We start from the raw sequence: 22,921 nt of genomic DNA on the forward strand, positions 1-22,921 counted from the left end.
TGCGACACACAGTTATCCAACAGCAGATCGCCGGAATGATTTTTCAAACAGGCTCCAGTGCAGCTCAATATCCGGATTACAAAAGAAGCACCTGTATATCAATTTCCAGATATACAAGTGCTTCTTTTTCATCTCATTTCTTACATTTCTTGCGAATCACTACCACCATGATAATGAAGATAACAATTACTGCTGCCAGATAAATGATATCGTATACATAGCTCTTGACCACCATATCCAGACCGGTGAGGATTCCGAAAATGAGCAGAGTCACGCCGGAAACCAGCTGAACCTTTTTGTCATCGTAAAGCTTCTTACGCTCAGCGGCATTTCCGCCTTTCATAAGAATATCTCCATGACCGGTAAGAAGCATAACTCCCATTACAAGAGCTGCTATAGTCAGTATCATATCAAATGAATCCATATTCATATTAACTTATTCTCCACTTCTTTTGTGTTGTTCTGCTATCCGTAGCTTCAAAGACATGCAGCTGTCTTTTCATTCAGTACTCAGTGACCCAAAACTAATTGTTACTGCTCACTGAAATTTTCCGGTCAGATAAATGATCTTTTAGTAGAAGCACACGATCGGCACATTGGTATCAATAATGCTGTACAGAGTAGCTGCTGCATCCAGCGGCATATTGATACATCCATGGGATCCGGCGTAGGTATAACGGTCACCGCCGAAATATGCCTGCCAGGTAGCGTCATGGAAACCAATTCCGCCGTTAAACGGCATCCAGTAGGTAACCTGGGTTTCGTACTCGTAAGTGCCGTCCGGCTTCTTCTCTCCACGAAGCACATCCGGGCTCTTCTTATAATACAGGGTGAAAATTCCCGGAGGTGTGGCTCTGTCATCATAACGGATATCTCCGGAAACAATGTCAGAGTCAAAGATGATGCTGCCATTCTGGTAATAGTACATGTGCTGACTACTCAAATCTACCTCGATATAGGTACTTCCAATGTCATTGTATCCATAAGAATTGGCTCTCATGGAATATACCGGTTCCCGTGTAGTCTGAGTGCCTGTACGGATCTCTTCTGTCAGCTGTGCTGCTTCTGCGTCCTGATCGATCTTCCAGCCATATGCAGAGCCATAAACAGAAACGGTACGGCCACTGGTCGTATTAAAGGAACGTGTTGTTCCAACTGTATCATGCTCACTTGCCAGCTGTGCCACAAAATCCTTGATATGCTGGGTAAAGGAAGCATCATCCTGCACCAGCTGTCCCTTGTCATCAAACTGCAGCCATTCCTTAAGGGTGCTTCCGTCAAGAGTGACTGTCTGCTCTCCAAATGTATAGGTAATGCTGGCCTTGGTATAATTATTATAAGCATCCCTGGTGGCCTGAAGGGTAGGATCATCGCTGGTCACTGCTGCCACTGCATATACATCCGGCGTATTTCCCAGATCAATGGAGGTCTGGCTTCCGGAAATGGCGGTATCCAGCGCTTTATAGGCTTCCTTCACCTTCAGCTTGCTGCCCTCAGTCTCAGGAACAATGGTAAACTCGCTTCCCTCAAGCGCCACATATGCATTCTCCGGCTCAACCTGGTTTTCTGCCTGTGCACACTTTAATTCCTTTACTTCACTCTGAAGCAAACTCTTATCAAAAGTCACATTCTCCTGGGTGGTATAGCTTCTGGTCTCCATGAACCCTTTTACCCATTCATATGGCTTCTGCTGCTTCAAAAGATCCAGAACTTCTCCATCAGACACATAGCGGTAATTGATCTGGTTTCCGCTGATGGCCTGCGGCTCCTGGTTCCTCGCGGTAATCTCAATGGAATAATCCTCTACATTGCTTGCAATCAGCTGCTCTGTTTCGTAGGCAGTCTTATTGGAACAGTTGATTCCGTTAATATAGGTTCCCTCAAAGAATCTGTCTGCATAATAGTAACTCACTGCTCCATAAGCGCATCCTGCTGTCACCGCAAGAATAGCTGCCACAATTCCCGTAACTTTAAGTCCCTTATGCTTCTTCCTGGGAACAGGGATGATCTTCTCGTCCAGTTCCTCATCAGTAATAGGAACATAGGAAATCTTCGTCGGACGGGCAGATCTGGCTGCCGGCTTCGGAGACGGTCTGGCAGATTTCTTAGAAGTCTGCTTCTCAGGCTGGTTAGGTGCTGCCGCACCGGCAGAGTCTTTTCTTCGGTGCTTTCTGCCTTTATTTGAATGGGGCGGAATAATTTCCACCTGAAGCTCTTTTTCAGATGTTTCCGGTTCATCTGCAGATTCAGCGTCCTCTGAATCTTCGCTCTCTGAATCTTCTTCCTCTGAATTCTCTTCTTCAGATTCTGTCTCTTCCTCGTCCCAGAAGTCCTCTTCTTCCGTGCTCAGCTCTGCCTCATCCTGGTCGTACTCTTCTTCCTCTGGATACTCCTCTTCAGAATCCTGCTCAGCCAGTTCTTCTGCATCGGAATCGTCTTCACCTTCCCAGGAATCAAAATCGCTCTCCTGGTCATCTTCATCATAAAAGTCTGCGCCGTGGAATTCCTCGTCCAGATCTGCTTCAAGACCTGCCATAGCCGAATCTATTTTATCTTCAAAGTCTCCCGGGCTTCCCTGAGTATGCTTGTTGTCCTTACTCATGTATAAAACTCTCCTCTGATAAAAACACTGTTTGAACAAAGCTTCTCCATCTAATGGCGAAACCCTGTTTCATTATAACATATATTTTCCATTTTGTATCTTAAAATGTATATTTCCTTCAAAAGAATCCCTTTAATGTTAATTGCAATTCAAACTTCCACCCTAAGAGCTTATCCGTGAAAGTTAATTCTTCCGAAAGAATATGTGGAAGTTACCCTTTCAAACTGGAAACTCGGATTGCAATCGACCTTTTTTCAGCCTTAACAGTCTATAACAGATTCATTTTATTAAATCACGTTTACGGATTTGTAATCCTGGCTTTCACTGCAGACATAATTTTCTCTTCATATCCTTCATCACATAGAAGTAAAGTACAATAAGAAGGACTGTTGCTACAATCCATGCAAATGGACTGGCCATGCATGCCATTGTATAACTCCTGGCATCTGCTGCAACAACTGCCATCACACCTCTTCCAATAAGCTCTGCCACGCCTGAGAGCATAGGAAGAAGCCCATATCCCATTCCCTGAAAGCCATTACGGTAACAATTGACCACATAAAGGGGAATCATAAACATTCCAACACAGCGAAGATATGTATCCACCATAGGGATCACCGCCTCTGCATTATCAGAGATAAACAGATAAGAAAAGCTTTTTCCCACAAAAAACAGGACAAATCCTACAACAACAGCATATGCACAGCCGATCACATCTGCACACCGGAACCCCTGACGCACACGGTCCAGCTTACGCGCACCAACATTCTGTGCACTATATGTAGACATTGTAGTTCCTATAGCTACAAATGCCTGGGTAAAGATATTATCAATCTTAGAGCCTGCTGTAAAGGCCGCAACTGCATAAGAGCCAAGTATATTCAAAGAACTCTGTACCATCATGCCTCCAATGGCTGTAATGGAATACTGCAGTCCCATGGGAATTCCCACACTGATCTGTTTTACGGCAATATCACGGTTAAAATACCAGTCTTCTTTTTTCATCTTTAGTTCCGGCACGGCCTTCCACATATAAATCAGGCAAAGAACTCCTGACACTCCCTGTGAAATAACGGTAGCCCAGGCAGCTCCCGGCGCTCCCCAGTGAAAAAAGATAATAAATACAAGGTCAAGTACAATATTCAGTCCTGCCGCCAGAATCAAAAAGTAAAGAGGCGTTTTGCTGTTTCCCAGTGCCCTTAAGATACTGGACACCAGATTATACAATACCTGGGTAAAAATTCCGGCACAGATGATCATAATATAACCATATGCACCATCAAAAATATCTTCAGGTGTATGCATGAATACAAGAAGCCTGTGCATTCCCAACATGCTTACTGCAGTCATAACAACTGCGATCACAGCAGAAAGAATTGCTGCATTACCAACCGTCTTACGCATCTCATCCATTCTTCCTGCTCCGAACTTCTGAGAGGTAAGAACTGTAACTCCTGTTGTAACCCCCATCAGGAATCCAATAATAAGGAACGTAATGGTTCCAGTAGCGCCTACCGCTGCCAGCCCCTTGGTTCCAACAAACTTTCCAACAATAACTGCATCTGCCATACTGTACAGCTGTTGAAAAACATTTCCCAGAAATACAGGAATAGTAAAATTCAACAGCATTTTCATGGGCTTTCCCACAGTCATATCTGTCTGCATATTCAGTTTTCCTCCATAAGAAAAAATATCGTTTGAGAGGGATTATAGGCGATATTTTTTCTACTTTCAAGCCCCTTTTTTTATTATTTTGCAACTATTCAGCAGGTGCTGTTCCCCGAGGTGTTTATTTGTGAACGCAGTCCATAGGATTGTATTATTTTAAGCGCTTGACAAAAACCATTTTCTGCCATACTATAAGAACCACATAACGAAATGTTAACGTGTGAAAGACATCTGTCTTTTTTGTGCTTACGTTTATATCTGCTGCCAAACTATGAACGGGAACCACGAGCAAACGGCAGCACTACTATTTTTAAGAAAGGAGTTCCCCATGGGAGAAAAAGTTTTAAACGCAGCCCTGCTTGGGCTTGGAACAGTTGGAACCGGTGTTTACAAGGTTCTGAAGAACCAGGAAGAAGAAATGACAGCCAAGATCGGCTGCAAGGTTAAAATACGCAAAATACTTGTCCGCAACCTGGAAAAGGCAGCCGGCAAGGTAGATGATCCGGCTGTCCTTACCAATAGCTGGGAGGATATTAAAGCAGATCCTTCCATTGACATTATAATCGAACTGATCGGAGGAATCGAACCTGCCAGAACCTATATTCTGGATGCTCTTCACGCAGGCAAACACGTAGTAACAGCAAACAAAGATCTGATTGCCGTCCACGGAAAAGAACTTATGGACACAGCCAGGGCTTCCCATGTGGATTTTCTCTTTGAAGCAGCTGTAGCAGGCGGAATCCCTATTATCCGTCCTTTGAAGCAGTGCCTGGCAGGCAACCACATGAGCGAGGTTATGGGGATTGTAAACGGTACTACCAACTTTATCCTCACAAAAATGTCCCAGGAGAATATGGAATTTAAAGATGCCCTGGCACTTGCCACAGAGCTTGGCTATGCAGAAGCGGATCCTACTGCAGATATTGATGGCCTTGATGCAGGACGCAAGGTGGCTATTCTCGCCAGCGTTGCATTTAATTCCAGAGTGGTATTTGATGATGTTTATATCGAGGGAATCACAAAAATTTCTGCCAAGGACATCCGCTATGCAAAAGAGATGGGCTGTGCCATCAAGCTTCTTGGTGTTGCCCGCAATACTGAGTCCGGTGTAGAAGCTTACGTCTGCCCGATGCTGATTCCAAATGATCATCCTCTTGCAACCGTTAATGATTCCTATAATGCGGTCTTTGTCCATGGAGATGCTGTAGAGGATGCCATGTTCTTCGGACGGGGTGCAGGCGAGCTTCCTACTGCAAGTGCTGTAGTTGGAGATATTTTTGATATTGTGCGCAATATGGAAGCAGGCTGCTGCGGCCGTATCGGATGTACCTGCTATAAACAGCTTCCTGTGAAAAAAATGGAAGATACCTACAACCGTTACTTCCTTCGCCTTCATGTAGAAGACCGCTGCGGTGTACTTGCTGAAATGACAGAGGTTTTCGCCAAATATCACGTAAGCATTGCCCAGATCATCCAGAAGGACAGCCAGAACCAGGACGACCATCTTGCAGAGGTTGTTGTGATCACTTCCAAGGTTCGTGAGGGTGACTTCAAGACAGCGGTACAGGAGCTTTCCAATAAGTCTTCGGTAAAGCGTATTTCAAAGACTATCCGAGTTTATAGGAAGTAATTAGAAAAATCAAAATTATATTGTACATATGTTTATCTTAAGCATACAGTCAAAGGCACGATTCGTTCGTGCCTTTTTTATGTAATAAGCTGTTATATAAAAAGCCTGCCAAGGCAGAATTCTTTCTCATCAGAACTCCCATAGTAAATACTGCTAAAAATAGTTTCCAGAAATAAAAAAAATTGTGATTGAAAAATCCCAGATTTTTGATACTATATATAAGGAACAACAAAAGGGAAATTTTATCATATAAAGGAGCACATTATGAGCAAAAAACCAACGGTTTTAATGATTCTTGACGGATATGGCCTGAATGAAAGACATGACGCAAACGCTGTATACGAAGCGAACACACCTGTCATGGACAAGCTGATGGCTGAATATCCTTTTGTAAAAGGTAATGCAAGCGGACTGGCTGTAGGTCTTCCGGACGGTCAGATGGGTAACTCCGAGGTTGGTCATATGAATATGGGTGCAGGCCGTATCGTATACCAGGAGCTTACCAGAATCACCAAAGAGATTCAGGACGGAGACTTCTTCAAAAATGAAGCACTTCTTGCAGCTATGAAGAATGCCAAAGAAAATGATTCCGCGATCCACTTCATGGGTCTTCTTTCTGATGGTGGTGTTCACAGCCACATTACTCACCTTTTTGGTCTTCTTGAAATGGCTAAGAAAGAGGGACTTAAGAAAGTTTATGTACACTGCTTCCTGGACGGCCGTGACACCCCTCCGGCTTCCGGAAAAGGATATATCCAGCAGCTCCAGGCGAAGATGGATGAGCTTGGCGTAGGTGAGATTGGTGTTGTTTCCGGACGTTATTACGCAATGGACCGTGACAACCGCTGGGATCGTGTTGAGCTTGCTTACAACGCACTTACCAAGGGCGAGGGTGTTAAGGGAACCGACGCAGCTGAGGCTGTACAGGCATCCTATGACGACGGCAAGACAGACGAATTCGTTCTTCCAACAGTCATTGAGAAAGATGGAAAACCAGTTGCCGTTGTTTCTGATAAAGATTCTGTTGTATTTTTCAACTTCCGTCCTGACCGTGCACGTGAGATCACAAGAGCATTCTGCGATGACGAATTTACAGGTTTCGCAAGAGAGAAACGCCTTGACCTCACATATGTATGCTTCACAGATTACGATGACACCATCGGAAATAAGCTGGTTGCATTCCACAAGGTTCAGCTTCACAACACATTCGGCGAGTACCTTGCAGCTCACAACATGACTCAGGCACGTATCGCTGAGACAGAGAAATATGCTCACGTAACCTTCTTCTTCAACGGTGGCGTTGAGGAGCCAAACAAAGGCGAGGACAGAATCCTTGTGAAGTCCCCGAAGGTTCCGACTTACGACCTGCAGCCAGAGATGAGCGCTCCGGAAGTATGCGAGAAGCTTGTTGCAGCAATCAAATCTGAGAAATATGATGTGATCATCATCAACTTCGCCAACCCGGATATGGTTGGTCATACAGGTGTTGAAGCTGCAGCTATCAAAGCTGTTGAGGCTGTTGATGAGTGCGTAGGAAAGGCTGTAGAGGCTCTGAAGGAGGTTGACGGACAGATGTTCATCTGTGCTGACCACGGTAACGCAGAGCAGCTTGTAGACTATGAGACAGGCGAGCCATATACTGCTCATACCACCAATCCGGTACCGTTCATTCTGGTTAATGCAGACCCGAAATATACTCTTCGTGAGAACGGCTGCCTGGCAGACATCATCCCGACTCTGATCCAGCTTATGGGCATGGAGCAGCCAGCTGAGATGACTGGTAAATCACTTCTGGTGGAGAAATAATCCGCTTATACAGCTCTGTTGCTTTAAAGGGTGCTGGCTTAAATGCCAGCGCCTTTTTTATTATGTCCTTTTTTATTATGGCACAAAAAGAACAGCTCTGACAGATTTTCCATCCATCACAGCTGTTCTATTATTCCTGATACCTATTGTCGCCAGCTCTTTCTGAATTATTGTTTCCCTTATACAACAACACGATCTAAATCGTACTTCCACTGTTTACTACTTCTTATATAAAAACTACTTCTCACTGAGCTCCTTCAAAAGCTTCTGAAGATGGCGGATATAATGAAACCCTGCACACAGAGTTACCGAAATAATAACAGACAACAGTGCAGCCATGACCACATATACCACAGCGCCAGATTTCGCCCCTGCTACCATACAGTAAAACAGACACGAAGACAATGCAGCTGCAAATACAGTGGAACCTGCTATTTTTAATCCTTTTCGCATATCTTAGTCCTCCCAGATAGGGTGACTATAATCACCCTGTTATGTTTTTCATTTTAAACCCATAATAGAGATATGGCAAGAACAAAATGGACAGGAATTTGAGTGATGATAAAATACGACAGATTCTGGGAGACATTGAAAAAACGCCATATTTCACAGTACTATCTCATTAATGAGTGTGGAATCGAAAAAAGGTTATTGCGCAGACTTCGGGACAATGAAAATGTAGAAATCTTTTCATTAGACCGAATATGCACTGTTCTTAACTGTGATCTGGATGATATAGTAGAATACGTACCCAATAACCCTGATATCATTGAGGATGCGAAAACAGCCCAAAAAGAGGCAGCCGCATCACATCCTGTTCACACTCCATCGAAATAACTGGTGCTTCAGACTCCCACAGTATAAACCATACATAAACTATACGTGTCTCAGCTCTGATAAACACGTTTTTTTGAAAAAGAATAAAAATACTTACATTTTTATTTTTTTGCACGGATGCCTAATTCTTTGTTTCGGCTGAGTGGATAGAGTCTGGAATTATTTTTAGAGCATTTTGTTCTTTTTTTTATATTGTTTTTTAATTAATCCAGGGTATTAATTTTTCCATAAAGAACCCTGCTGCATAAAAAACACCGCCAGGTGACTTTCGCATTTTATCTGCGAATTTTCATCTGACGGTGTTTTTATCTTAAAAATTATTTATTCAACCTCTTCCGGCTCCATACTCAGCTTATGCTCCACTTCTGTGCCAATATCATACTTCTGTCTGTATTCCTTAAAATAAGTGTAATATTCCAGACTGTCTGTAGGATAAATTCTGGAGTTGTGAATGTGGATATCGGTTGTCTCTTCCCCACTTTTCATAAGTGCTGTCATAGCACTTGCACAGTGGGAAGCAATACGTCCAAAGCTGTTCAGAATATCGCTGAACACAGTTCCCTCTTCCAGTCCGCATTTGCCCTGGCTGAGGCGCTCTGCATGGCGCATCTTCAGTTCATCACAAAGTCTGGTGATTACCACGCCAAGTGGTGCAACACGCTGTGCGGCTTCTCTGTCATCGTTCATAAATGCATTGCAGGTCACATTGATTTCCTCACGGACTGCATCCATAACTACATTCAGCTCATCCCATGCTGTCTGAGAGAAATTCGTGTGGTTGTCATGCATTTCGTTGGACATATGTGCGATGTAGGAAGCGTGATCGCCAATTCTCTCAAAGTCATTGATAGTGTGCAGATAAAGGGAGGTCTGGCGCGTCTGGGCGGTGTTCATCTCACGTTTAGTGAGCTGGATCAGATACTCTCCAAGACGGCTCTCATATTTGTCGATCAGGTCTTCCTTACGCTGTACCTTGTCATATTTATCCTGCTGATAATCATTCAGAAGGTTCATAGCTCTGTTTACATTCTTACGAAGCTTCTTGGCCATACCATTCATAGCACGATGACACTGTCCGATTGCAAGTGCAGGATAATTTAACAGACGCTCTTCCAGAAGATCGAAGTCTGCCTCGTCCTCCAGCTCCTCTGCGCTGTCCTTAACCAGATAGCAAACCAGTTTCTCCAGCTTGGAAATAAACGGGAAAAGCACCACAACGGTAGCCACACGGAAAATGGTGTTCAAAAATGCGATGGATACCGGAGTCATGATCATATCCAAAAATCCAAAATGAATGAACGCATTCAAGGTATAGAATACAATGGACCACAAGATCAGACCGAATAAGTCATTCAGCAAATATACAAGAGCTGTTCTCTTACCGTTCTTATTCGCTCCAACTGCAGAGATCAGTACCGGACATGCAGCACCAACACCGATACCAAGAACAATTGGAAATGCACTTGCAAAGGTGAGGATTCCGGTTACGGAAAGAGCCTGCAGCACACCAACTGTTGCAGATGCACTCTGAAGCACTGCGGTAAATGCAATACCTACCAGGATACCTGCAATTGGATTGGAAAACATTGTCAGCATATCAATGAATACAGGACTTTCACGAAGAGGAGAAACTGCTCCACTCATCATCTGCATACCATTCATCAAAATGGCAAAACCCAGCATAATGTTTCCAATATTTCGGTATACAGATCTCTTACAGACCATACGAAGCATGATACCGATTACAGCAACTACTGCTGAAATAGTGGCTGTAGAAAGAATACTTGCAATTCCACCGGAGCCCTGGATATAAGACAGACACAGAATCCATCCTGTAATACTGGTTCCGATATTTGCGCCCATGATAATACCAATTGCCTGTTTCAGCTTCATCATACCGGAGTTTACAAAACCGATTACCATAACGGTAGTGGCGGATGATGACTGGATTACACTGGTAACACCTGTTCCAAGTGCTACTCCCTTCAGCGGGGTATTGGTCATTTTGTAAAGGAATGCTTCCAGCTTATTACCAGCAACGGATTTCAGTCCGTCTCCCATCAGCGACATTCCAAAAAGGAAAAATGATACTCCGCACAGCAAAGATAAAACCATTGAAAAAATTGCCATGTTCTAATCCTCTGTTGTCGTTTCCCTCTGCCAATTCTGCAGAGGCGACCTTTCTTTTCAAAGTATTTTCTTTTGTTAACGTGGATTTTTCTCAATTTTTACATATCCTTAATCATTATGCCATAATCATAGGCTGATTACAATATTTGATTAATTTCAAATTGTAATTTTTTGCGGTTCAAAATTTCCATTTTTCTGTATAATCTGACGAAATATATGGTAATTTTTATTTCTATTCAGCTTACTGACGATAAGTAGATACCATTATGCAAGAATCTTACACACAACCGGCATCTCTCTTATCAGTGACATCACTATATATGAAATTCCCATCTTCTGATTACCATGTAATTTAAGCGTTTAATTGCTTTTTATCTGGATTAATATGTCTGATCTGCCAGATAATGCATTTAATTGATACTGGAACTGCAACAAGACAGGCAATAGCACCAAATAGCATAATCGCAACATCCTGAAAGAGGAATCTGGAATTGAGAATGATTTCCAGACTATATTTTTGTGTCTGCACATAGGAAAACAATAAAATACTCCCTCCAAGATATGCAAAAAGCAACGTGTTTACTGTTGTGCCTATAATTTCTTTTCCCACCTGATACCCTGTTGAAGTAAGTTCTTTCTCTACCAGACTGTTTTTATGAGTCCAGACTTCATACACAGATGACGTCACAGACAGTGCAGTATCAATGACAGCTCCCAGAGTGCTGAAAACACTTACAAAAACAGCCACATGAAGCATATTAATACTGATATCTGTGTTGTAATAGTACATAAAATCCTCTTCTGAAATCTGAAGTTCATTTAAGCCATAACTTCCTGTTCTCCACGTAATAGCAAAAATCGGAATAAACAGAATCAGCATTACAAACAGTGTAGCCAGAAAGGCAGCTCGCGTTTTGACATTATTTCCATTCTGATAAAACAGAGAATTATAACAGACACCTGCTCCTGCCGCCAGTATCAGAAGCAGTGCGGGAAAACCAGCTGACATCAATATAACCGAAAAAAACAGAATAATAATATTACCTGCCAGTGCCATGATTGAAACAGCTCCACGTTCTCCTCCAATTGTAATCATCAAAAAAAACAGCACTAATGTAAGAAAAAGAATCATTATTTTCCACTCCTTTTCAGTGATGGTATTTTCATAATAATCGAAGCAATTAAAACAGATACTGGTATTGCCAACACTATTCCAATACTTTCTATCAGAAAGCGACAGATATCATATGGAATGTGATATCTTACAAGCGTTATAAATCTGATCTCATTATTCATTTTAAGAATAAACATTGGAATCATGCCACTTACAAGAACAAATAGCAGTACATTTATCATGGTTCCCATAATATCATATCCGATTTCCCTTCCCGAATGTATCAGCTTTCTTATAGAAACTGATGGATTTTTGCGAACAATTTCACCAGTTGCTGCACTTATAGTGACTGTTACATCCATAATCGCTCCAAGCCCTGTCAGCATAATATCTGTCCAGAATATGTCGGCTGAATTACTCATGCTTCCAAGGTATTCCAGATTAGAATAATCTAAATCTCCATACCTGTGAATAGAAAAATCAAACAGCATCATAATCAGGAAAAGAACACATAAAGTCGAAAGAACAGCAGCCCATGTTTTCCTGTGAATTCCATTCAGACAGATCAATGTAGTCAACGAAAAAAGAAGTGCAATTACATTACATATTCTCAGAATATTCTTTCCATCTCCCAACAGTTGAAATCCGTACGCAAAAATCAATGTATTCAGTATCACTGATACGATCTACGATCGTATAACCCCCCTGTTTTCTCGTAATATAGATCAGAAGAATAATCAGACCACCCACCAGTACGACCAGATAGATGTCACGTTTTACAGAACGTATAGTTTTTCCAGGTCTGTCTTTTGACCCATTCAGAAGTACCGTATCTCCTTTATGGTATTTCTGCGTCTGAACCTGTGAAGAAGTGTATTCGTTAGAAAGTGTAATTTCTTTACCTTTATATGCACCGTTCAATATCCGGGCTGTAATTTTCTGAGTATAATAGTGTTCTTCTGCACCTCTGGTTCCTTCTCTGCTCATGGTTTCCATTTCTGATACAGAACATATTTTTGCCAGAGGAGTGTGATAGAATCTGGCATTAAAACAGGTAAATATAACACAGATAATATAAATGCCAGCTAAAAGATATTTTTTATGAGATAGACAAAATTTCATTGAATTTATTTTCTCCTTCCAGATTAATATTTCTGCCAATATCGCATTGTACGCTTTTATTCGATGTTGGTCAATGTAAATTGCAGATTATTTGCAAATATTGTTGGCATTTTGATACTGTTCACTGGTAACGTTCCGCGAGGTGTTTTTTGTGAACAAAGGTCACAGAAAACCCGAGAGTTGCAGCGCGAAATCATGCAAAGCATGATTTCTGTGCATCGCGAAGCGCGTTACTGTGAACGGAGTGAACAGTAACGGCATTTTTTTCTGTCCCGCGCCAGCATCTATAATACAAATAGTTTGCATTTACACAAAATTATTTTCTATTTCCGGAGTTAATAAATGATAGATAAAAGGCCCCAAAGCTCTGTTTCAAACATTCTGATGGAGCAAAATATATACCTTATAAATAGTTTTCTTGAATCAAGCTATCTCTGTTTAATAAGCAGGATAAACATATTCCTCTTCTGACGGCTCTGCGTCTTCTATATCAGTGACAGTAATTTCCATCCCTTTATGTTTGTCATAGTGATATGTACCTGTTACATTTATCCATGCATCCTGCGTCAAATCAGAAGGCAGGTACCATATTGGTAACCTCAATCTTATCCCCTCCAACCTTTGTTGCAAAATCATACATAGGATAAAAGCTTGCCATAACATTTAGTTTTTTTCCAGAAGAAGTATCCTCAGTTTCTGCTGCATATGCCAGATTAAAAGAACCAATGCCAAGTGCTATTGTAGCTGCAAGTGCTGTTCTAGTTAATAATTTTTTTCTCATAATAAAATCCTTTCTGCACAAACCTGATGTGCCTGAAAATAAAATTTCAAAAGCATATTATCTCATCCGCTTAAAATAAATGCAAATCGTTTGCGTTTATTAAAATAACGCATAGAATATCAGCTGTCAATAATATTTGCAAATTATTTGCATTTTTGGAGCATAATTGACTTAGGAGAAATAAAAAGATACAATAGAAAAAAGCACATATGAAAGGAATAAAGAAAATGGCTGAGCGAAAACCCTATACTACAAAAACACGACAGATTATTCTGGAGTATTTGAAGTCCCAGAAGGCTGTCACTGTCAGTGTGGCTGATATTGAAAAATATTTAAAAACTGAAGGAATTAAGGTAAACACAACAACTGTATACCGATATCTTGACAAGCTTTGCGCCGAGCATATTGTAATCAAATATCCGGATCTGAACAGTGATAAAGCTGTGTTTCAGTTTGCAGGAGAAGAAAAAAAATGCACAGAACACCTACATCTGAAATGCATCAGATGTGGCAAGGTTGTGCATCTTGACTGTGACTTTATGGATGAATTTAAAGAGCATTTGTATAAAGATCATGGCTTCCGGCTGCATTGCAGCGGAGATATGCTTCATGGCATCTGTCAGGACTGTGAAAACAAAAAAATTTCTTATCCACAGAGCTGACTGTCTTTTCCTGAGTGTATTGCCGGTTCTGCACATAGGAAAACCTTCTTTTTCACAGAAAAAATGGCACACAAGAGAATATTCGCCTCTGGTGCTGTCAGCGAAACATTCCATACATCCTCAGCACTCATAATCAGACGGCCATTTTCCTTTGTTTCAGCAGCACAACACGAGATGGAAAACCTGTCAATTTCTCTGGTCTGCCAGACAGTTTTTCCACTGAGTATCGCTGCCTTTTCTTCTATTGTCATCTTTTCAACCAATTTTTGCTGTTTCATAACTGTTTTCCATCCCACTTTCATCCTTATTCAGCATTCTTTCTTTTCTTATATTCTCTGATTACCAGTACTTCCATTCCTGCCATGAAAAGTGCTATTACAATGTCGATACCAATTCCTGCTTTTTTCCAATTTTCCATACCTGTTTTTTCGTGTTCTCCATCATAAGCCCAGCTGCTTACAACTGTATACATGACATTTTTGCAGGCATTTCTCATCTGAAGTACAGATGTTGGATGCTCTGGATTGGCTACATTGTTCTCTTCTCCATTGAATGTAGACAACATTACATCTACTCCATTCGCCAAAGCTGCATCTGCATTCATAAATCCATGACCATTGTTTCGGAAGAAGTCTGTAAGCGCCATTCCCCTGAATCCCCATTCATCTCTGAGAACTGTATTCATAAGGTTACTGCATTCTCCCGTCCATTTATCTCCAAGGAAACTCCAGGAAACCATAACCGCATTTGCTCCACCTTGTTTTACAGAAATCTCGAATGGTTTCAGATAAATTTCCCGGATTGCCTGCTCATTCGACCAGACACTTACCATTTTGGCATTACCTTCATACATAGCAAAATGTTTAATGTAAGAATAAACTCCGTATTTTCTTGCTCCTTCTACTGCTTTTGCTCCCATATTTCCTGAAAGAATTCCATCTTCTGAGAAATATTCATAGTTTCTTGCACCAAATGCGGTTCTATGAGTATTCATTCCTGGTGCATACCAGCCCTCTGCACCCATTTCCTGACTGATCTTGCCCATGCATTCACCCCAGGTTTGTGCAAGTTCCTTATTCCATGTGGAAGCAATCACAACTTCAATCGGAAATCCAATAGAACCAACCCCTGTAAAGTTGTTATTAATTGCTGCCGGTCCATCGAAATCAAGTGTAGCCACTTTTCCCACAGAATCCATGGCTGCTGTCTGATAACCAGCCATTGCAATCATATTTGCCATTTCATCAACAGAAAGCTGATCCAGAAGTTTTTCCCAACGAGGGTCGTCATAATCAGCATCTCGCATATCCTCTAATGTAAGTCCGTTATCTGCTCCCGTTGTCGGCATTACATCCTCATCATTAAGATATGTAGTCTTATCAAAATTACTGTTCAGATGATATTCAGAAGCATATGGCTCACCCAGCTCTGCAGATGCCGGTTCTGCTGTAGCCTCTTTATAATTTGCAAAATGATCTGCACGTGACAGATATGTCACATCGCCTTTTGCATCTTCAAATACATTTGTTGCTGCAGTATCATCTGATACTCTTTTATTTTCTTCCTCATATACTACATCAGTATCTGCAGTATAAGTTTTCTGATCCAGCACAGTGTGTGAATCGCTGTTGATAGAGATCACATAATCGCCTTTTTCAAGAACATACGCTTTTGCATTATTCTCATCATAAGAGGCCATATCTTCTATACTGAATGTAACTGTAACGGTCTGAGATTCTCCCGGCTGAAGCAGATCTGTTTTTGCAAACTCGATCAGATTTGCAGAAGATTTCTCAATTCCTCCATTTGTATATGGCGGTTTATAATACACTTCTACTACATCTTTTCCGGCAACATCTCCGGAGTTGGTTACTTCTACATCTACAGAAATCTGTCCGTCTTTTTCCTCCAGTTCACCCATTTTCTGTTCAAATTCTGTGTAACTCAGACCATATCCAAATGGATACTGTACAGTCTTGTCGTAATCAATCGCACCTTCCTGTGCAGCTGTTTCATAGTACTTGTATCCTACATAAATGCCTTCCACATAATTGGTAAATGCCGGAGCATACACCTGCGCAGTTCCTGCGTTCATTCCTTCAACAGCCATATCTGCCAGATTTGTATACTCTGTTTTTTCTGCATTATTCCACCACGGAGCAGTCGTCATATCATAAATAAATGTATCCGGTGTTTTTCCGGAAGGATTGACTTCACCTGAAAATACTTTACCAAGTGCATTAAATCCCACATTTCCCGTTCCTGGGCACCATACAACAGATTTAATCTGAGGATATTCATCTGCGAAACCAAGTTCAAACTGATTTGCTCCATTATAAATTACAATGACATTATCAAAGTTTGAGCAAACCATATCCACCATATCTCTCTCAGTTTGTGAAAGCTGTAAATAATGCTCTCCCTCAGGAAAATCATCATATTCATCAGAATTATTATCATATGCTGCTTTTCTTACATCCATAGGAATATCATTATGACCTTCACCTGCTTTTCTGGAAAGAACCACAACTGCCACATCAGAATACTCTTTCGCACTTTTAATAAGCTCATCACTGTAAGTATCTACAGGTGGCTCCGGTAATGTCCAGCTCTGTTTCTGGATAGACATTTCCGGATCATCTGCACCATAATTGTTATAAAAATCAACCAGTTTCTGGTTAATAGAAAATCCGGCATTTTCAAGTCCCTGATTCAGACTGACAATATCATACAGATCATTAATTCCACCGGAACCAGCTCCTCCGTAAGCCGGATTAATAGATTCCCAGCCAAAAATATTCAGTTTTTTTGTTTCATTTAAAGGAAGCAAGCTTTCATTCTTCAGAAGAACAATTCCGTCTTCCATAATTTCTTCTGCCACTTCCGCAGCTTCTTCATTTGTTTCATCGCTTAAAGTTCCATTTCCCGTTGCAAGTCCAATCAATGTAGCCATTGGTCCAAAACAGATCATATTCACGCAGACAACAACAGCAAGAACCATTGCGATCACAGCTTCTCCTCTTATCAGAAATCTTTTGTCCCTGGACATCCTGCGGCATGCAACCATAATTACGATTCCAATTACAAGTGCAGCAATAATACCGATAATATATGGTTTGCATAATTGTAATACCGCCAAAACATCTTCCATTTCAACACTGATCATTCTCTTTTTCCTCCTTTAACTCCCTCGTCTTTTTCAGGTATCCTTTTCTTCTTGTTTCATATAATCTAATATAACATCTCCAAGATACGCTACATCCTCAGCTGCAAATGCCATTGGAAAATTATCAGAGAAAAGAATTTGTGCAGAAGGTGGAAATTCCTCATCACCTGACCATAAAATAAAACATAATTTTAATTCACGAAAAACTTCAAATTCGTAGGATACATCTCCATACTTTTGGCGTATCCCTGCCAATTTTTCCATTAATCTTTCAAAAACATCTTGTCTATTTCCATATGTTTTCGCGAGCCTCATAATACAACGCCCATAAAACTGCCTATAATAAACCTCTCCCCAAGGAAGATCACGATAGGACAAAAAATTCCCCGTAGCTTTCATATAATCTCCCTCCGAAAAATATCGTAACATCAAGATTTTTGCATGAATATCATTACACAAAATCGCATCTTTATCTGATTTATCTATGCAATGAATTTCGAACTCTGGATAACTGATCGTGTATGTGTTCTGCATAAACTTTATTATAAATGACTTGCTATTATCATCAAATGGTATATCCAGCCGACTTGTAACACCCTCTGGATTTACATTCTGAAACTCCGCAAGGTAGTATTCATATGGTTTCATTTCCAGATTATGTTTTTCATAGTAATCCTGTAACATTCTAAATCTCCTTATTCTGTTAAATAGAAAGTAGGAATTCTGTTAAGTTTTCAATAGCATCTGGTTTTTCTGACAGTTCTTTCCCCATCAGCCCCTCTCCCATAATGCCAGGATCCGCACTAAGAGATACAGCGACTCGATTTGAATTCCATACAGTTTCATACATCATTTCCTGATTCTCTTTTGTTACTTTATTGAGAACGTAATAAAATGGTTTTCGAATACTTTCCGATAATTCCCCGATTTTTTTGGAAAGCTGTAGGGATTCATAGGATGGATCTATGATTATCAATATCAAATCTACACCGTTATCAATTCCACGTCCAAAGTGTTCAATACCAGCCTCCATATCCATTAGCGCAAATTGGTCTTCTGTAAGCCTGAGATTTTGGATAAATTGAGTCATAACAGTTCCCATAGCACAAGAACACCCTTCATTTGCTTGATGAATTTTTCCACTGGTCATCAGTTTTACACCGTCCTTCAGACTATAATAATCTTCCGGTATATCATCTATAGTCCAGGTTTTCTCAAAAAACTGATGAGTAAATTTTGATAACATCATATCATTTAAAACATTTTGCTTACCACCGAAATAGTCTGTAAAATCTCTGGGAAGCTTCATACCTAGCTGTCGGTGCAGACCATAATTAGATTCATCGGAATCAATTACCAAAATTTCTTTTCCTCGTCTGGCTAAAGCCTTAGCCAACAGACTGGTTACTGTACTTTTTCCACATCCACCTTTTCCACAAACTGCTATTTTCATCTCTATATTTACTCCTCTTCTTTTTTCTAAATAATAAGAATTACATATGACCATACTTCAAACTGTCTTACTCCACTTCCTCCAGTTCTGTTCCTTCTGAAAGAATATATCCGCAGTTATCGCATACTCCGTCCTCTGCTAGTATCCCGTCTTTCACAAAGGCTTCAATGCCTCCCTGTTCATGACAGCGTGGACAATCTAATTCCTGTATCTTTTTCTGATTTCTTACATCCTGGCAAGTGGAAAATTCAATTTTACCCATAGTGATTCCTCCATTTTCATTCCATATCAATTTGTCTTCGCAAAAAAGTTCCTACCATACGGGAAAAATTACTGATATTACGAATATAGGCAAAGTCTTTTCCATAAATTCTCTTTTCCACAGAGAGCTCTTCTTCATTCCCTACAAAAATACCAATTACGAAAATTCCCTGATTTCTGGCCCGACGCACCTCATATGCAGTATCTTTCACAGCTCCTTCTCCGTCATAGATCCTGGGCTGGCGGGTTCCTGGTCGTTGTATGCTCATATCACAGGGTTTTCCATCACTTAATACGATTAAAATCTTATTTTTTTCCGGTCGCTCCATGAGAGAGGAAGAGACTGTTTTCAGTGCAAGCCCGTCTCTGTTATTGGCATATGCCCGAAATTGAAAGATTCTTTCATTTGTTTCCCTTGGATCTTCATAATCCCGAAATCTCTGAAGTACTGTATATCCCCAGAAAGCACAGTATCCTGTCACCCGATGAGGAATTCCTGCCTGGCTTAATGCTTCACTGATAATATATCCCTGCGCCGCTACCTGAGCCTGTCTGCCAGCCTGGGAACCACTGGAATCAATCAGGACGTCTATTACAAACTCAGAATCTTCTGATCTCTTTTTTCTATTAAATAACTTGTCATCGTCTGTTCTTCCAATTTTCCATAACCTCTCAGGAACAAGCTGCCCTGCATCAGATCTGCTGACAAAATCATCCTTTCGGATTATAAACGCCCGTTTCAGTGACTCTGCCAACACAGAAATATTTCTTTTGATGATCCAGTGATTATTTCCATAATAGGCTTTATTTTTTTCAAACTGCAGCTGAGAAAAACGGTATTGATTATTTTTTATCACAGGGTTCTGTAAAATTCCATCTGTAAGATACAGGATACAGTTTTTGTGGATTCCTGTACAAAATTTCCGGTTGACTCTGGCCTGCTCCGATTCACTTAGATACGATTTTCCGTAATTCAGTTCCACATATTCCCGTATCCGTCGCACTGCCTGTGGATTTATATTCTCCGAGCTTTCCGGAACTTCTTCATTTTCCGGAGAGAAATAAAATCTTTTTTTCTTTTTGTTTCTGATATCCAGACTCATCATCTTTTTTTTGAGATTAGAAAGATATTTTTGAATGATGTCTTCCATCTGTTCATCCGTCATGCATTCCTGCCACGCGTCATTGGCCAATGCCATATCCGGTAAATTCAGAATTTTCTCCAGATTTCCATTTCTTTTTTCAAAAGAGGGATCCAGAACATGATTATAAATCTCCTCTATCACGTTTATGACATCTTCCGTATTTTCCGCATCCTTCAGAGAAAGAATTTTGTACAATGCAATCTCTGCCTGTGGATCCGTTCCCTCATCGTTTGTGTTCTCCAGAACATGCCTTATATACAGAAGCCTAATCCTGTGAATCAGGTCTGTTCCAGCTTTGTCTGATACCTGTTCTTTCTCGGCCTTTTCCAATTCTCTGAACGCTCGTTCTCTGATTTCCTTTGTTCCCAAACGTTCTCGAATGATAAAACGATTCACTGCAGCATCCATGCATAATCCAGCAAGAGGCAAAAGCATATCTTCTCCAGCAGAAAAATATAATTTTTTCATCAAATACATGCCAAGTTTCTTCTGATCAAAATATCGTGCAAAGGCACCCTGCTTCACTGCCTCATATAGAACCGTTTGTTTTGAATAAACATATTTTTCTGTGTCCGGTTCAAATTCTATATCATAATCACCACTGACTGTCCAAAAAAGATTTCTGATACGATTGCTGACCTCCAGACGATGTTCTTCCAGTTGTTCCGCCGGCCATCTGACATCCTCCATACAAGTTTACCCCCATATGTCTTTTCCGGTCCAGGAAGATGGGATTCTGGTAGAAACCACATCTTCTACGATCTCTTTTTCAAATACATCAAAACTTTTATTTATGATTCCCATCTGGATTGCATCAATTGGAGAAAGTCCGCTTCTTGTGGCTTTTACAGCAGAAACCAATCCTCTCAGGTCAAGAGATTTTGTTGAGATTTCTCCATGATAAGCTTTGATCTGCAAATCCAGAAACAGTCCTGCAAAAGCTTTCAGTGCACTTTTTTTCCCATCTGGAAAATGTTCTCTTAATACAAAAAGGACACTATCCTCATCCATTTCAGGCATATCAATTACCATAAACCTTGAAACCAATGCTTCATTTAGCTCTCTGGTACCTGCGTAACCATAATTCATCGTACCGATAAATCGTGTTGCCGGATGAAGTAAAATCCTGTTATATCCTGGAATATCGATTCTGCGCCGATGATCCAGTGTGGCATGCAGTACAGAAACCGCATCATTTTTTGCCATATTGATTTCGTCCAAGATTCCAAATCCTCCAAATTCCGCGCATTGATAGATGGGGCCTTTCCGAAGGCGAACCTCATTATTTATAAAGGTATCCGTTCCAATCAGATCGGCACTGTCTGTATTTACATGAAAAGAAATGTCGTATTCCGGTCTTCCGAATATCCATGCCAGTGTCTCACATAGTACATTTTTTCCTGTAGCTTTCGCACCGGAAAGTAACAGATTATCTCCCTGAAGAAGCGCTGCTGTTGACATTTCCAGAATCTTTTTCCCATAAAATAAGATATCCGGTTTTTCTACCCGTTCCTTTACCTGATCCTTTACCTCATAACGCATGTGAAAATCTCTCAGTTCTCCAATCAGTTCCTGCGCTATCTTCTGGTCTTCTAAATATTTTTCTATTTCTGTCCAATGACTTCTCATGAAGATTTTCCTTTCTTTGCAATTGGTTATATCAAATCAGATAATATTTCTGTTCACTCAATCTTCAAACTTTCAATCCTCCAACTCACAATCCTATCTTCTTTACAATTTCTCCCAGTGCACTTCTTACAGGAGAATCTTTCGGAAGCCGTATGATTGGTTTTCCAGCACAGTCATACTGATATACCTGGTCATCATGTGGTACAACCCCTAACAGTTCCAATCCCTGATTTCGGATTTCTTCCAGAGTTCCGGCATCCAGTTTTCCATCCGGAACACGATTCACGATTAATCCAGTTTTCTGTGGTTTAAAGTTTAACTCCTTCATCAGCTTTGCAATACGTCCGGCTGCCTGAACACCTCTTCTGGAACAGTCACTCACAAGAATGGCAACTTCCATCATTGGCAGGATTCCTCTGCTGATATGTTCCATACCTGCTTCGTTATCAACCACAATATATGGATAATGGCTTTGCAGTTTCTGAACCTGGGTCTGCACAAGACCATTTACAAAACAATAGCAGCCTTGTCCCTGGGTTCGTCCCATTACCATCAGATCATAATCGTCTTCTTCTGCAATCGCATCAGAAAGACGCATTTCCAGATATGCCTGTTTTGTCATACCGGAGGGAATCTGATATCGTGGGTCTACGCCTGCCCGCTCAATTTCTTCTCTCAGCTCCCCAAGTGTGATCTCCGGCTCAACACCGAGCACTTCGTTCAAATTTGCGTTTGCATCTGCATCCACCGCCAGGACCGGACGTTTTCCGCTTTCACATAAATACTGGATCAACAATCCACAAAGAGTTGTTTTTCCTACGCCACCTTTTCCTGATACTGCAATTACATGTCCCATGTTTTTCCTCCTAAAATTCTGAACAATCTGTTGACTTTTTCTTTAAACCTCATTATAGT

The 22,921-nt window shown here is 40.9% G+C and carries 20 protein-coding genes and 1 pseudogene; 4 read left to right on the forward strand and 17 right to left on the reverse strand.

Features of this window, described 5'->3' with window-relative positions:
• Positions 1-133: 133 nt before the first annotated feature.
• The 3 genes from PGQ38_RS12920 to PGQ38_RS12930 all read right to left on the reverse strand — a co-directional run bounded on the left by PGQ38_RS12920 (position 134) and on the right by PGQ38_RS12930 (position 4,267).
• A complete protein-coding gene (locus tag PGQ38_RS12920; RefSeq protein WP_226855285.1) occupies positions 134-430 on the reverse strand; it encodes a DUF3784 domain-containing protein in 297 nt (98 codons plus the stop codon).
• Positions 431-571: 141 nt separating this feature from the next.
• A complete protein-coding gene (locus tag PGQ38_RS12925) occupies positions 572-2,602 on the reverse strand; it encodes a L,D-transpeptidase family protein (protein WP_270432028.1) in 2,031 nt (676 codons plus the stop codon).
• Between the two features lie 321 nt (positions 2,603-2,923).
• Positions 2,924-4,267 carry an MATE family efflux transporter gene (locus PGQ38_RS12930; protein WP_173715630.1) on the reverse strand — a complete coding sequence of 448 codons (1,344 nt, stop codon included), beginning with the start codon at positions 4,265-4,267 and terminating at the stop codon, positions 2,924-2,926.
• A gap of 331 nt (positions 4,268-4,598) precedes the next feature.
• On the opposite strand from PGQ38_RS12930, the gene PGQ38_RS12935 reads away from it, so the two are divergent.
• On the forward strand, positions 4,599-5,900 hold the full coding sequence (locus PGQ38_RS12935) for a homoserine dehydrogenase (RefSeq protein ID WP_204453910.1): 1,302 nt from the start codon (positions 4,599-4,601) through the stop codon (positions 5,898-5,900).
• Between the two features lie 264 nt (positions 5,901-6,164).
• Positions 6,165-7,706 carry a 2,3-bisphosphoglycerate-independent phosphoglycerate mutase gene (gpmI, locus tag PGQ38_RS12940; RefSeq protein ID WP_173769744.1) on the forward strand — a complete coding sequence of 514 codons (1,542 nt, stop codon included), beginning with the start codon at positions 6,165-6,167 and terminating at the stop codon, positions 7,704-7,706.
• 237 nt (positions 7,707-7,943) lie between these two features.
• Here gpmI and PGQ38_RS12945 read toward each other — a convergent pair whose 3' ends face one another.
• The gene (locus PGQ38_RS12945; protein WP_118580907.1) at positions 7,944-8,159 is read right to left on the reverse strand and encodes a hypothetical protein; all 216 of its coding nucleotides are present in this window, start codon (positions 8,157-8,159) and stop codon (positions 7,944-7,946) included.
• A gap of 105 nt (positions 8,160-8,264) precedes the next feature.
• Between PGQ38_RS12945 and PGQ38_RS12950 the strand changes: the two genes are divergently transcribed.
• Positions 8,265-8,543, forward strand: coding sequence for a helix-turn-helix domain-containing protein (locus PGQ38_RS12950; protein ID WP_118580910.1), 279 nt, complete (start codon positions 8,265-8,267; stop codon positions 8,541-8,543).
• Positions 8,544-8,864: 321 nt separating this feature from the next.
• Here PGQ38_RS12950 and PGQ38_RS12955 read toward each other — a convergent pair whose 3' ends face one another.
• The 5 genes and pseudogenes from PGQ38_RS12955 to PGQ38_RS20780 form a co-directional block, all read right to left on the reverse strand.
• Complete coding sequence (locus PGQ38_RS12955; protein ID WP_118580913.1) at positions 8,865-10,673, reverse strand: Na/Pi cotransporter family protein; 1,809 nt, start codon at positions 10,671-10,673, stop codon at positions 8,865-8,867.
• A gap of 352 nt (positions 10,674-11,025) precedes the next feature.
• Positions 11,026-11,805, reverse strand: coding sequence for a YibE/F family protein (locus PGQ38_RS12960; RefSeq protein WP_204453911.1), 780 nt, complete (start codon positions 11,803-11,805; stop codon positions 11,026-11,028).
• On the reverse strand, positions 11,805-12,464 hold the full coding sequence (locus tag PGQ38_RS19535; protein ID WP_330674499.1) for a YibE/F family protein: 660 nt from the start codon (positions 12,462-12,464) through the stop codon (positions 11,805-11,807). Before PGQ38_RS19535 ends, PGQ38_RS12960 begins: the two co-directional genes overlap by 1 nt.
• Entirely contained in the window at positions 12,388-12,909 is a 522-nt protein-coding gene (locus PGQ38_RS19540) for a hypothetical protein (RefSeq protein WP_330674500.1), read from the reverse strand. Before PGQ38_RS19540 ends, PGQ38_RS19535 begins: the two co-directional genes overlap by 77 nt.
• 577 nt (positions 12,910-13,486) lie before the next feature.
• Positions 13,487-13,606, reverse strand: a pseudogene (locus tag PGQ38_RS20780) (ABC transporter substrate-binding protein); the annotation flags it as partial.
• 311 nt (positions 13,607-13,917) lie between these two features.
• On the opposite strand from PGQ38_RS20780, the gene PGQ38_RS12975 reads away from it, so the two are divergent.
• Positions 13,918-14,352: a Fur family transcriptional regulator gene (locus tag PGQ38_RS12975; protein WP_195379687.1), complete on the forward strand. Its 435-nt coding sequence runs from the start codon at positions 13,918-13,920 to the stop codon at positions 14,350-14,352.
• Here the strand turns inward: PGQ38_RS12975 and PGQ38_RS12980 are convergent.
• The 8 genes from PGQ38_RS12980 to PGQ38_RS13015 form a co-directional block, all read right to left on the reverse strand.
• Complete coding sequence (locus PGQ38_RS12980; protein WP_270432031.1) at positions 14,337-14,630, reverse strand: hypothetical protein; 294 nt, start codon at positions 14,628-14,630, stop codon at positions 14,337-14,339. The genes PGQ38_RS12975 and PGQ38_RS12980 overlap by 16 nt on opposite strands.
• A gap of 26 nt (positions 14,631-14,656) precedes the next feature.
• A complete protein-coding gene (locus PGQ38_RS12985; RefSeq protein ID WP_270432034.1) occupies positions 14,657-17,518 on the reverse strand; it encodes a glycoside hydrolase family 3 C-terminal domain-containing protein in 2,862 nt (953 codons plus the stop codon).
• A gap of 33 nt (positions 17,519-17,551) precedes the next feature.
• Entirely contained in the window at positions 17,552-18,202 is a 651-nt protein-coding gene (locus PGQ38_RS12990) for a DUF3786 domain-containing protein (RefSeq protein WP_118580925.1), read from the reverse strand.
• A gap of 19 nt (positions 18,203-18,221) precedes the next feature.
• Entirely contained in the window at positions 18,222-18,971 is a 750-nt protein-coding gene (locus PGQ38_RS12995; protein ID WP_270432036.1) for an ATP-binding protein, read from the reverse strand.
• A 67-nt stretch (positions 18,972-19,038) separates the two neighbouring features.
• On the reverse strand, positions 19,039-19,233 hold the full coding sequence (locus PGQ38_RS13000; protein ID WP_118580931.1) for a hypothetical protein: 195 nt from the start codon (positions 19,231-19,233) through the stop codon (positions 19,039-19,041).
• 16 nt (positions 19,234-19,249) lie between these two features.
• The gene (locus PGQ38_RS13005) at positions 19,250-21,067 is read right to left on the reverse strand and encodes a cobaltochelatase CobT-related protein (protein WP_270432039.1); all 1,818 of its coding nucleotides are present in this window, start codon (positions 21,065-21,067) and stop codon (positions 19,250-19,252) included.
• A 6-nt stretch (positions 21,068-21,073) separates the two neighbouring features.
• Entirely contained in the window at positions 21,074-22,006 is a 933-nt protein-coding gene (locus PGQ38_RS13010; RefSeq protein ID WP_270432041.1) for an AAA family ATPase, read from the reverse strand.
• An 85-nt stretch (positions 22,007-22,091) separates the two neighbouring features.
• Positions 22,092-22,862, reverse strand: a complete 771-nt coding sequence (locus PGQ38_RS13015; protein ID WP_270432044.1) for an ATP-binding protein — start codon at positions 22,860-22,862, stop codon at positions 22,092-22,094.
• Between the last annotated feature and the right edge of the window lie 59 nt (positions 22,863-22,921).

This window comes from Blautia faecis, from assembly GCF_027662325.1.
GTDB classification, from domain to species: domain Bacteria; phylum Bacillota; class Clostridia; order Lachnospirales; family Lachnospiraceae; genus Blautia_A; species Blautia_A faecis.

What these genes read in the sequence shown, in the direction of transcription:
- PGQ38_RS12920 (WP_226855285.1), bottom strand. Translation starts at nt 430, where the DNA reads ATGAATATGGATTCATTTGATATGATACTGACTATAGCAGCTCTTGTA.
- PGQ38_RS12925 (WP_270432028.1), bottom strand. Translation starts at nt 2,602, where the DNA reads ATGAGTAAGGACAACAAGCATACTCAGGGAAGCCCGGGAGACTTTGAA.
- PGQ38_RS12930 (WP_173715630.1), bottom strand. Translation starts at nt 4,267, where the DNA reads ATGCAGACAGATATGACTGTGGGAAAGCCCATGAAAATGCTGTTGAAT.
- PGQ38_RS12935 (WP_204453910.1), top strand. Translation starts at nt 4,599, where the DNA reads ATGGGAGAAAAAGTTTTAAACGCAGCCCTGCTTGGGCTTGGAACAGTT.
- gpmI (WP_173769744.1), top strand. Translation starts at nt 6,165, where the DNA reads ATGAGCAAAAAACCAACGGTTTTAATGATTCTTGACGGATATGGCCTG.
- PGQ38_RS12945 (WP_118580907.1), bottom strand. Translation starts at nt 8,159, where the DNA reads ATGCGAAAAGGATTAAAAATAGCAGGTTCCACTGTATTTGCAGCTGCA.
- PGQ38_RS12950 (WP_118580910.1), top strand. Translation starts at nt 8,265, where the DNA reads ATGATAAAATACGACAGATTCTGGGAGACATTGAAAAAACGCCATATT.
- PGQ38_RS12955 (WP_118580913.1), bottom strand. Translation starts at nt 10,673, where the DNA reads ATGGCAATTTTTTCAATGGTTTTATCTTTGCTGTGCGGAGTATCATTT.
- PGQ38_RS12960 (WP_204453911.1), bottom strand. Translation starts at nt 11,805, where the DNA reads ATGATTCTTTTTCTTACATTAGTGCTGTTTTTTTTGATGATTACAATT.
- PGQ38_RS19540 (WP_330674500.1), bottom strand. Translation starts at nt 12,909, where the DNA reads ATGAAATTTTGTCTATCTCATAAAAAATATCTTTTAGCTGGCATTTAT.
- PGQ38_RS12975 (WP_195379687.1), top strand. Translation starts at nt 13,918, where the DNA reads ATGGCTGAGCGAAAACCCTATACTACAAAAACACGACAGATTATTCTG.
- PGQ38_RS12980 (WP_270432031.1), bottom strand. Translation starts at nt 14,630, where the DNA reads ATGAAACAGCAAAAATTGGTTGAAAAGATGACAATAGAAGAAAAGGCA.
- PGQ38_RS12985 (WP_270432034.1), bottom strand. Translation starts at nt 17,518, where the DNA reads ATGATCAGTGTTGAAATGGAAGATGTTTTGGCGGTATTACAATTATGC.
- PGQ38_RS12990 (WP_118580925.1), bottom strand. Translation starts at nt 18,202, where the DNA reads ATGTTACAGGATTACTATGAAAAACATAATCTGGAAATGAAACCATAT.
- PGQ38_RS12995 (WP_270432036.1), bottom strand. Translation starts at nt 18,971, where the DNA reads ATGAAAATAGCAGTTTGTGGAAAAGGTGGATGTGGAAAAAGTACAGTA.
- PGQ38_RS13000 (WP_118580931.1), bottom strand. Translation starts at nt 19,233, where the DNA reads ATGGGTAAAATTGAATTTTCCACTTGCCAGGATGTAAGAAATCAGAAA.
- PGQ38_RS13005 (WP_270432039.1), bottom strand. Translation starts at nt 21,067, where the DNA reads ATGGAGGATGTCAGATGGCCGGCGGAACAACTGGAAGAACATCGTCTG.
- PGQ38_RS13010 (WP_270432041.1), bottom strand. Translation starts at nt 22,006, where the DNA reads ATGAGAAGTCATTGGACAGAAATAGAAAAATATTTAGAAGACCAGAAG.
- PGQ38_RS13015 (WP_270432044.1), bottom strand. Translation starts at nt 22,862, where the DNA reads ATGGGACATGTAATTGCAGTATCAGGAAAAGGTGGCGTAGGAAAAACA.